Origin of the sequence: Providencia sp. PROV032 (genome assembly GCF_028484875.1) — a bacterium.
Taxonomy (GTDB): Bacteria; Pseudomonadota; Gammaproteobacteria; order Enterobacterales; family Enterobacteriaceae; genus Providencia; species Providencia rettgeri_E.
In genome coordinates this window covers 43,913-52,497 of the sequence record NZ_JAMPSX010000028.1, presented here as the reverse complement: position 1 = coordinate 52,497, position 8,585 = coordinate 43,913, and the positions used below count along the sequence as shown (strand labels likewise).

Genomic DNA, 8,585 nt, shown 5'->3' with positions numbered 1-8,585 from the left:
TTAAAGCCCCGTGATGAAAATCACGGGGCTTTTTTACATTATTAACTTATTGAATTTTATGGATAATGACCCATTGTGGCTTGGAGCGTTATTTGAGGAAAACACAGTCTTACGTCTGCTTTAATTGGTTCTACAACTATATTATTAAATCGTTTTAGGATAGAAAGTAACTGTTCACTATTTGGGGGGAGAATTTAAGCTATATTAATATCAAATATACGCTTTAAGGCTTTTTTACCATCCGAAGTAAAAGTAACTTCTCTATAGCCTTTTGTTTTATCTATCCATTTGTTTTCTTCAAAGAATTGTAGCAGTAATGATCCTGCGAGCCCTCCTAAGTGCATACGTCTTTCACTCCAATCTAAACAAGCACATGCTATTTTCCGTTTTGTATGAGGAACAATATCTATCCCCAATTTTTTGAATTGGTCGGTACCAATCATCGATAATTTATTTTCTTTAGCTGTAAACCAGCCATTTTTATCCATAAATTCGTAGATCTGAACGGCAATTTCTCCTGCTAAGTGGTCATAGCAGGTGCGTGCTTTTCGTAGATGTGTAGGTGTTGTTATTGGGTGGGTATACTCTAATTTCATAGATACCCCCATTAATGTTTCTAATAATTCGGCAATGTCTGAGCCAGCAAGTCGATAATAGCGGTGCCTTCCTTGAGATAGACAACTAATTAAGTGGCTATTTAAAAGCTTAGCTAGATGTGCACTTGTTGTTGATGGCGCTATATCTGCAACTGCGCTTAATTCAGTTGCTGTCCACGCTCTGCCATCCATTAATGCACACAAAATGCTGACCCTTGAAGGATCAGCAATTGCAGAAGCAACTTTTGCGATGGATTGTTCTAATGGTTCTTTTTCTTCAATGAGAATGCTATTTTTGCTGGGTATCATGGTAGGCTTTCCCATGGTTTTGTCACTTCAGCAGTTACTATATCATTGTCTGTTATTAATATTAGCCTGTTATTGTGGTCGCTATATTGGACTAAGATATTAATGTGGTGAAGCGCGAGTTGCGAAACAATTTCGCCGAGCTCGCCAGGGCGCTCTTGCTTTAATTTGCGGATAACCGGTTGTGTAATACTCTCAATCTGTAGACCCACCGTTGCTAAGGCACTACGCGCTTTTTCTGGCTGGGTAACAAGAAAATGCGCGTGGCTTTTTCCTTCGATAGAAAAAACACCACCGCCTTCAAGACCAACACCATGTTTCCCTAATGTTGTTGCCAATAGTGCTAAAGTTCCCACTTGGTTTTCAAGAATAACATGAATGTCATACATCGTAACTATCCTCTTTATTGAATGAATAATCTTTTAGTGTATGGGCAATTCGAATTCGATAATGAGAAAAAATGGCTTGCTGCCCTTCAACTTGTGCATTGATATGCATGAAGTGGTTTTTCCATTTTTTTATAGCTTCTTCTGTTTCCCACCATGAAAGTGAGAGGATTTTTCCTTCTGTTGTGACAGATTGAAAACGCTCGACAGCAATGAACCCTTCAATGTTCATCAGTTCAGATTTAAGTTTTGCTGCCAATTCGAAATAACGGTCTTTTTGCGCAGGTATTGGGATGGCTTCAAAAATAACGGCAATCATAAAACTCTCCTTAATGTAGATGGCTCAACTATAAGGATTTAATTTATAGTTACTTCGATGGTGAGCGAAATATTGAAAATAGGAATGTAAAAGATTGGAAAAAGAAAGGTGAGGATCATTTGAAGGATTTATACATGCTATATCCAGCGACTGCTCCGGCGACATCATAGGCAAAATCATGCCAACTCCAACCGGTGCCCGTAGGCCTACTATCATAAAGCTCTTTTGCTACGCCAAGAGATACAGAAAAAAGAATACCGAATATGGCTGCATCACGGTGTTGTATATTTTGTTTATCTGCATAAGCATTGCCAGCGGCAGCCATAGCCGCTGAAAATGCAAAATGCTGAGCTTTATCTTTACCTTGCCAATTATCATTAGCCCAATGAAAACCATGACATCCAGCCAAAATAAACATAAATAAGCTAATGATTAGTAATTTGAGCATATTTGCTGAAATACCTAGGAAATTAAAGTTGCAAAATAAAAGCGCCACTGGTGTGACGCTTATTGTTTAAATTCTAAAGAATGCGGCTAATTAAGCGATCGACCCGTATTCGACGTAGCCGTCGGATTAATTTTTTCACTTTAACTGGATAGGTTTGAATGCTGTCCAGTTCACGATAATGGTTAACAACTTTTGTATGCGTTCGGATACACGCGAGTTCGTGGCTACGCTGTTCTTGCAATTGTTGTTTTGGATCGTGAATTAATACTGCATTTTCAAGATCTAAGCCCCATGCACGAGGGTTTAAGTTATTACCCGTGATCAACTGCCACTGATTGTCAACCCACATACCTTTTAAGTGATAGGTATTATCGCCATCTTTCCAGAGCCTGACTGTGAGTTGTTGGCTGTCAATAAAGCGTTGTAAGCGGCTGACAAAACGACGCAGATTAATTTCGTAGAGATAGGGTAATGCACCTATAATTTTAAACGGCTCTTCGGGAGGAATATAAAAATCATTGGCGGTTTTATCACCAATGATAATTTCAACCTGTTTACCATCACGCAGTAACCTGCTGATGATCCGGACTAAAACCGCGGGTAAATTAAAATAAGGTGTACAGATAGTTAATTTATTACTGGTCGAACCCATTAAGTGGGTGATGACTCGGTTTAAATCGTTTTTCTTACCAAGCCCGACAAAAGGGGTAACCGATAATGCGTCATTTGATGCATTTCCTGTAAATTGGTAAGAAGCTCCCCTTAAGCTTAAGCGAAATTGTTTGATTAAATGCTTAAATTCTGCTGTTTTAGGACGAGTTTCAGTATTGAGCAAATGAACCGCTTCGGCAGGCAATAATGATGCATCAATGAATTTTTTCATTGATGCGGTGAGCTGCCCATTTTTAATCAGGTGGTATCTGTCATAACGGTATCTATCATGACGTTGTAAATACACGTCATTAATACTCGCTCCGCTATATAGCAAGGTATCATCAAATAAAAAGCCTTTGAGGTGTAGTACACCAAGGGCTTCTCGTGTATTGACAGGAATACCATAGATAGGAATTTCGATATCAGGATAATGCTGAGCAACATCATAATACCAATCGGCATTAGTTGCATTTGCAGCAACGCCTATACGCCCTCGTTGAGCACGGTGCCAGTCTACGAGAATTTTGATATCCAATGATGTATTAGCTTGTTTTGCAGCATATAGCGCATGAAGTACGTCTTTGCCTGCATCGTCTTTCTCTAAATACAAAGCCGTTATGTAGATAGTATTTTGAGCTTGAGAGATTTGCTTAAGCAGTTCATCACGAAAATCTTCTGTCTTATATAGCGTTTTTACATCAGCAACTTCTTGAGATAGTTTTGGTAAACTGGCCAAATATTGTTGATGTTTTGCTTGTTTTAATTTTGACAACATCACAGTGTGAATTTTCTCTTATTAGTCCAATAGCAACTCGCTTTGCGCACATTTTTAAGCGAATGATCTGTGGATGATAGCATATTTAACCAAACCATTTAGTATAAATTGACGACTTGTTTAATTACTATACAAATTGAGCCCTGTTCTTAGGGGTTTTTATAAATGAAGCGTCAGATTAACCACTCCATCTTCAAACTGAACGTCAATCTCAAAGCCCAGTTTTTTCGCTAGGCTTATCATATTACGGTTTTCAGGCATGGTTATTGCTGTTAGCTTTTTAATGCCGTGACTCCGAGTGTAGCTAAGTAGCTTTTGCATAAGTTGATAACCCAGTGTTTGCCCCTTCATATCGGAGCGAACCAGTACTGCAAATTCGGCTTCTTGGTTATCAGGGTCAGCCATTGCTCGTGTGACCCCGATAATTTCAGGCGCAGTATTTGGGTTTTTTACCGCAACGAAAGCCATTTCTCGGTCATAATCAATTTGGGTCATATTGGCGAGGTCATCATGGGTAAATTCGCTGATCTCGCTAAAATAGCGATAATAAAGATCCTCTTTTGTCACTTGTTCTATAAAGGATTTTAGCAACGGTTCATCTTCAGGAAGGATCGGACGTAGCAAGCACGTAAGATCTTCTTTTAAATGGATTGTTTCTTCTAGTTCACTAGGGTAAGGGCGGATCGCTAGCCTTGATGTGGTCGCATCATCTGTTGGGCTTAATGTCATTGAGACATCAAGTAAAGTAAATTCATCCCCTGAAGCGAGCAATGGGTGGATGTCTAACCTTGTAATATTTGGGCAATCTATAATTAAATTTGAAACGCGCACTAATAAAGCTGACAGCCCTATAATATTTAAGGGTTCTAAAGCGCTTCGAGATTTGATTTTATAACTTTTGATAGCATTAATAACGAGGTAGCGAGCTAAAGCCATATTTAGTGGAGGAAGAGCAACTGCCGCTTGGCTCTCTTGTTGCCACTCAATGCCACCTTCTCCGAGCATGATAAGAGGACCAAAAACAGGGTCTAGCTCAACAGCGATTCTGAGTTCTTGAGCGCCAGCTCGATTTGCCATACTTTGTACTAATAGCCCTTCAATTCGAGCATTAGGAAAATTTGTTGAAACACGCTCCATAATCGCTTTCGCTGCATCTTCTACCTCTTTAGCATTGCGCAAATAGAGCATGACCCCTTGTACTTCTGACTTGTGTACAATATCAGGAGAACGCAGTTTCAAAGCAACGGGGTAACCAATTTTTTCTGCAATTTCAATGGCTTCATTGCTAGAGTGCGCTATCCATGTGGGTAAACTATTTAACCCGTAGGCTTTTAAAATAGGTTGAACTTCATGTGTATCCAGGTGCAACTTATTATTTTCCAATGCTTGCTGAATATATTCATGAGCCTGTTGTGTATTAGCGGTGATACCTACTGGAAGGGCTGGCGTTTCTTTTAATTGTTTTTGGTTGCGGCGATATTCCACCATATGCATGTAAGCGGTTATTGCCCCTTCTGGGGTACGGTAGGTTGGGATCCCCGCTTCACTAAATAGCCGACGAGATTCTTGAGATGAATATTCACCACACCAGTTAGTTAAGATAGTTAGCCATTTTCCGCGTGGGTGCTGTTTTATGGTTTTAATGATTTTTTCTGCCATGGTTTTGCTTTCAGTTATCGCACTGGGGGTGTGGATAAGCAATAAAGCGTCATGGTCGTGACTGTCGAGCATTTTGTTCAATACATTGATATAGCGCTCAACGGTGGAGTCATCTCCTAGGTCAATTGGATTTTTCGTCGATAAATCAAGCGGTAGAAGTGAACTTAATTCATTTTCTGTTTCAATACTTAACGTTGCAAGTTTGCCACTTCGCAAGAGAAGTTCATCGAGTGCCATCGCGGCAGGGGCTGAGCCATTGCTCATGATTGAAAGGCGTTCACCGCGTAATGGCGTCATGTAGCTTAATGTTTCGACAGCAGAAAACATTTCGTGAGTATCCTGTACACGAAGTAGCCCTGCACGCTGTATCGCAGCATCATAGGCAGCATCTAGGCTCGGTTTATCGCCTAGAAGTTCTTGTGCTTTGCGGGTGCGACCGCTTTTTATCACCAATATAGGTTTATTACGTGAGGCACTGCGAGATGACGATAAAAAGCGCCGTGCATCACTAATGCTTTCGAGGTACAACAAAATGGCACTGGTTTTGCTGTCACGCGCTAAATAATCAAGTAAATCGTCAATATCAATATCGATGCTATCACCCAAGGCAATAAAATAAGAAAAACCGATGTCTCGGTGCCTTGCCCAATCCAGAACGGTATTTGATACCGCAGCAGATTGAGAGATAAAAGCGAGTTTTCCTTTTAAGATTGGAATTGGCGAAAAACTGGCATTCAAGCCCTGCCAAGGGGCTAAAAAACCTAGGCTATTCGGGCCTAATAGGCGAATTTGATATTGCTGGGCAACTTTTTTTAATTCATTAAACTGAATTGAAGGGGACGATAAAATAATCACCACTTTACAACCCGCTTCCCCTAATTGCTGTAAACAGGTGATATTACGTGAGTAATGTGTGCAGATAACGGCAAGGTCAGGTTTGAGCGGTAATTTATCTATAGACGGATAGGCAAGCACGCCAAGGACAGAGTCTCGGTTTGGGTTAACAGGCAGAATAGGGCCTTTAAAGCCACTGGTAAGGAGGTTTTTCATCATTACCGAACCTGCACGGCCCGGATTTTCAGATGCTCCAATGACAACGATAGACTTTGGCCTGAATAAAGATTCTAACTGACTGACTAAACCCATAGTTGATAACCCTTTGCTTTGCTGAACGAGATAAGCGGCCAATAGATAAAAATTGGCTGAGTAATACTTATGAATACTATGCCTAATCTTTGCGATTGCGCTAGTTTATCCGGTGAGTTTAGTTAATTTATACAAGCACGTTCACGTTTTATTAGCACGACGATCTAAAAGTTGTCATTTAATGGTACTGGGCTCGAAAAGAAAGAGGAAAACAGTACCAATAAATAGTTAGAGGTAGGATTCGGTAAGTAGCTTCTGTGCAATAGGGTGGTGTGGTTTTCCTTCAAGATATTTTTGACGGAAAAGATTGAAGTGGCTAAATAGTTGTTTTGACGCGTTTAAATCTCCCGCGAGTTCTAAAACGGTAGCGGCGACCTCAGCAGTACAATGTTGTTCTTCCCTTGATGGCGTACGTAGTAAATAATCCGTTCTTGCTTTGGTATTAATTGAAAGCATCGGAATATCATTAAGATAAGGACTTTTACGAAACATTTTACGTGCTTCTGGCCAGGTCCCATCGAGTAAAACAAATAAAGCGGGTTTATCCGACAAAGTAGGTTCATTGACCACGACACGTTCATTTTGAGCGTAGCTTTCTGGAAAAATAAGGTAAGGTTGCCTTGTAGTGTCTTGCAATGCCGCCAGTAGTTGCGCATCAGGCTCTGTTCTTGACCATTGAAAGGCCAAAGTATCGGGTAAAATATCTGCAATCAGTTTTCCCGTATTACTTGGCTTGAATACTTCGCCATCAAACATAATCAAGCAGAATTGACTTTTTGCTTGTGACGATACGGTGTCTTGGCACAAACATTGTGGGATGGGTAACAAGCAATATTGGCAACGTTTTACTCGGCAGCCCCGCGCTTTAAACGGTTTAGTCGATAACGCGAGGCGTTGTTGACGCAGGTGATAAACGGCATTCGGAGTCATGTTAAGTGATATTTTTTAGGCCTAAAATGAAAGCGCATATTGTACGCAAAACGATTTCTATACGATAGAAGTATATTCAATAACTTTTAGATGAGATAATAGTGTGAATCGGTAGCGTAGCCATGCAACATCATGTAATCTTCGCGCCATAGCTTAGTAGGGGATAGTGATGAACGACTCGAATGATTTTAGTGGTAAAAACGGCAAAGTAAAAGTGATGTATGTCCGCAGTGAAGAGCAGGGCAACACGACAGGTAATGATAAACGCCGAGGCGGTGGCCGTGATGATAGGCGTGGTAATGACAAACGTGGTGGCGATAGACGAGATGGTGCTCGCCAAGATCGTGGTGGTCGCTCAAATCGCCCTGAAGGCGGTCGTGAAGGTCGTCGCTCCGATAACCGTAATGATGCACCTCGTGAACGTTCACCTTGGCGCACTGTTTCTAAGCCAGATAGCGAAGAGTTAGCGAATGACCATGGTGGAATTGTCGGTAAGAGCCAAATTGACCCTGAACAATTGCGTAAGCAGCGCCAAGAAGAAACCCGTATCTATGGTGAGAATGCATGCCAAGCCATGTTTAAAAACCGCCCTGATGCGATTGTTCGCGCGTGGTTCTTGCAATCTGTCACGCCACGTTTTCGTGATGCATTAAAATGGATGGCTGCAAATCGCAAGGCTTACCACGTTGTCGATGATGAAGAGTTATCGAAAGCATCGGGAACTGAACATCATGGTGGTGTGTGTTTTATCATCAAAAAACGTGGTGGTATGAGTGCCGATGCTTACTTGCAGCAAGCGACAGGCAATGACTGTGTATTAGCGCTGGAAGATGTGGGAAATCCACATAATCTGGGCGGTATTATGCGTAGTTGTGCGCACTTTGGTATCAAAGGGGTGATTTTGCAGGATGCTGGCATGCTGGAGTCTGGTGCGGCAATTCGTACCGCAGAAGGTGGTGCTGAGCACATTAAAGCGATTGATGCCGATGGATTAACGGATACTTTGGATAAATTCCGCAAAGCGGGTTATACCATTGTGACGACTTCCAGCCATAAAGGCAGCCAAGATCTCGCAAAAGCGAAGTTACCTGCCAAAATGGTCTTAGTTTTAGGCCAAGAAAGTGATGGTTTAAGTGATAGCACGTGGGACCAAGGTGATATGAGCCTGTATATCGGCGGAACAGGTAAAGTGGAAAGCTTGAACGTGTCTGTTGCAACGGGAATTATGCTGGCGCAGTGGTGGCAGCAGAACCAAGTTAAATAATACTTTTTCGTTATAAGATATCTAAAGCCATACATAAAAGGATGTGTTTCCTGCTATGTATGGCTTTTTGATATCTGTCATCAAGACGACTTAGTGGGATGG

Annotated in this window: 8 protein-coding genes; 1 reads left to right on the top strand and 7 read right to left on the bottom strand. The window is 41.4% G+C overall.

Annotation, left to right across the window (positions count from 1 at the left end):
• Window positions 1–194: 194 nt before the first annotated feature.
• The 7 genes from PSF42_RS17030 to PSF42_RS17000 form a co-directional block, all read right to left on the bottom strand.
• The gene (locus PSF42_RS17030) at window positions 195–905 is read right to left on the bottom strand and encodes an ArsR/SmtB family transcription factor (protein ID WP_125894254.1); all 711 of its coding nucleotides are present in this window, start codon (window positions 903–905) and stop codon (window positions 195–197) included.
• Window positions 902–1,291 (bottom strand): amino acid-binding protein, encoded by a 390-nt coding sequence (locus tag PSF42_RS17025; protein WP_125894252.1) that lies wholly within the window; start codon window positions 1,289–1,291, stop codon window positions 902–904. Before PSF42_RS17025 ends, PSF42_RS17030 begins: the two co-directional genes overlap by 4 nt.
• The gene (locus PSF42_RS17020) at window positions 1,284–1,607 is read right to left on the bottom strand and encodes an antibiotic biosynthesis monooxygenase family protein (protein ID WP_272680401.1); all 324 of its coding nucleotides are present in this window, start codon (window positions 1,605–1,607) and stop codon (window positions 1,284–1,286) included. The genes PSF42_RS17025 and PSF42_RS17020 overlap by 8 nt, the downstream gene beginning before the upstream one ends.
• Window positions 1,608–1,722: 115 nt before the next feature.
• A complete protein-coding gene (locus PSF42_RS17015; protein ID WP_272680400.1) occupies window positions 1,723–2,055 on the bottom strand; it encodes a YfiM family lipoprotein in 333 nt (110 codons plus the stop codon).
• Between the two features lie 73 nt (window positions 2,056–2,128).
• Entirely contained in the window at window positions 2,129–3,484 is a 1,356-nt protein-coding gene (gene pssA, locus PSF42_RS17010) for a CDP-diacylglycerol--serine O-phosphatidyltransferase (protein WP_125894246.1), read from the bottom strand.
• Window positions 3,485–3,643: 159 nt separating this feature from the next.
• Complete coding sequence (locus PSF42_RS17005; RefSeq protein WP_125894244.1) at window positions 3,644–6,289, bottom strand: bifunctional acetate--CoA ligase family protein/GNAT family N-acetyltransferase; 2,646 nt, start codon at window positions 6,287–6,289, stop codon at window positions 3,644–3,646.
• Between the two features lie 228 nt (window positions 6,290–6,517).
• Window positions 6,518–7,219: a tRNA-uridine aminocarboxypropyltransferase gene (locus PSF42_RS17000; RefSeq protein WP_272680399.1), complete on the bottom strand. Its 702-nt coding sequence runs from the start codon at window positions 7,217–7,219 to the stop codon at window positions 6,518–6,520.
• A 169-nt stretch (window positions 7,220–7,388) separates the two neighbouring features.
• On the opposite strand from PSF42_RS17000, the gene PSF42_RS16995 reads away from it, so the two are divergent.
• A complete protein-coding gene (locus tag PSF42_RS16995) occupies window positions 7,389–8,483 on the top strand; it encodes a tRNA/rRNA methyltransferase (protein WP_125894242.1) in 1,095 nt (364 codons plus the stop codon).
• Window positions 8,484–8,585: the final 102 nt, after the last annotated feature.

Excerpts from the sequence above, each read along its gene's own strand:
- PSF42_RS17030 (WP_125894254.1), bottom strand. The coding sequence starts at position 905 with ATGATACCCAGCAAAAATAGCATTCTCATTGAAGAAAAAGAACCATTA.
- PSF42_RS17025 (WP_125894252.1), bottom strand. The coding sequence starts at position 1,291 with ATGTATGACATTCATGTTATTCTTGAAAACCAAGTGGGAACTTTAGCA.
- PSF42_RS17020 (WP_272680401.1), bottom strand. The coding sequence starts at position 1,607 with ATGATTGCCGTTATTTTTGAAGCCATCCCAATACCTGCGCAAAAAGAC.
- PSF42_RS17015 (WP_272680400.1), bottom strand. The coding sequence starts at position 2,055 with ATGCTCAAATTACTAATCATTAGCTTATTTATGTTTATTTTGGCTGGA.
- pssA (WP_125894246.1), bottom strand. The coding sequence starts at position 3,484 with ATGTTGTCAAAATTAAAACAAGCAAAACATCAACAATATTTGGCCAGT.
- PSF42_RS17005 (WP_125894244.1), bottom strand. The coding sequence starts at position 6,289 with ATGGGTTTAGTCAGTCAGTTAGAATCTTTATTCAGGCCAAAGTCTATC.
- PSF42_RS17000 (WP_272680399.1), bottom strand. The coding sequence starts at position 7,219 with ATGACTCCGAATGCCGTTTATCACCTGCGTCAACAACGCCTCGCGTTA.
- PSF42_RS16995 (WP_125894242.1), top strand. The coding sequence starts at position 7,389 with ATGAACGACTCGAATGATTTTAGTGGTAAAAACGGCAAAGTAAAAGTG.